Origin of the sequence: Halorubrum sp. SP9, from assembly GCF_005435015.1 — an archaeon.
In the GTDB taxonomy this organism is placed as follows: Archaea; Halobacteriota; Halobacteria; order Halobacteriales; family Haloferacaceae; genus Halorubrum; species Halorubrum sodomense.
Genome location: NZ_SGXU01000259.1, coordinates 1 through 556, shown reverse-complemented (window position 1 = coordinate 556; position 556 = coordinate 1). Strand labels below are relative to the sequence as shown.

Sequence of the window (556 nt, the reverse complement as noted above, 5' to 3'; positions counted from 1 at the left end):
GATCCACGAGGACGATGTCGTCGGGATCGACGTTCACCTCGTGACCTTCGGGATGATTCTTGTGGAAGCGGTAAAATGCTCTCCATGCTACCTGATTCTGGTGGATGGTGTTTTGCGAGAGGCCGTCCGAATCCACCGTCTCGTGATCGCCACGGAGACGCGCATCCGCAAACCGATTCAGCTCCGCTGCCGTACAGGTGGTGAGATCGACGTGTTTTGCCGTCCGATGAAGTGTTGAGGCGTACGAGAGTCGGCTGGAGACGGAGAGTGTCTGTTCGCGACGGTCCTTGCCCTGCTGTATCGGCGGCTCCAATCGGAGGGAGTCGGGGTTGTAGGCGTCGAGGAAGGCCAAGATTGCCTCCTGAACCTCGGGGTCATAGTCCGCAGACCCGATTTCCTCGCGTCTGCGTTGGAGATACTCTGTGGTTTTATTGCCGCTCATCGTGTATCGCGGTTGGAGGCAACACAACTTATGTTTGGTGGAGGTAATTCAATAGATCCACGTAAAATGAAACAGATGATGAAACAGATGGGGATCGACGTCGAGGAGCTCGAC

At 55.6% G+C, this 556-nt stretch carries 1 protein-coding gene and 1 pseudogene; one reads left to right on the top strand and one right to left on the bottom strand.

Translation table 11 applies throughout. The features are described from left to right. Positions 1-442 (bottom strand): hypothetical protein (locus EXE45_RS17455; RefSeq protein WP_137695078.1); only part of this gene is annotated, 442 nt, incomplete at its 3' end. Between the two features lie 30 nt (positions 443-472). On the opposite strand from EXE45_RS17455, the pseudogene EXE45_RS21495 reads away from it, so the two are divergent. After that, positions 473-556 (top strand): annotated as a pseudogene (locus EXE45_RS21495) (Nascent polypeptide-associated complex protein); the annotation flags it as partial.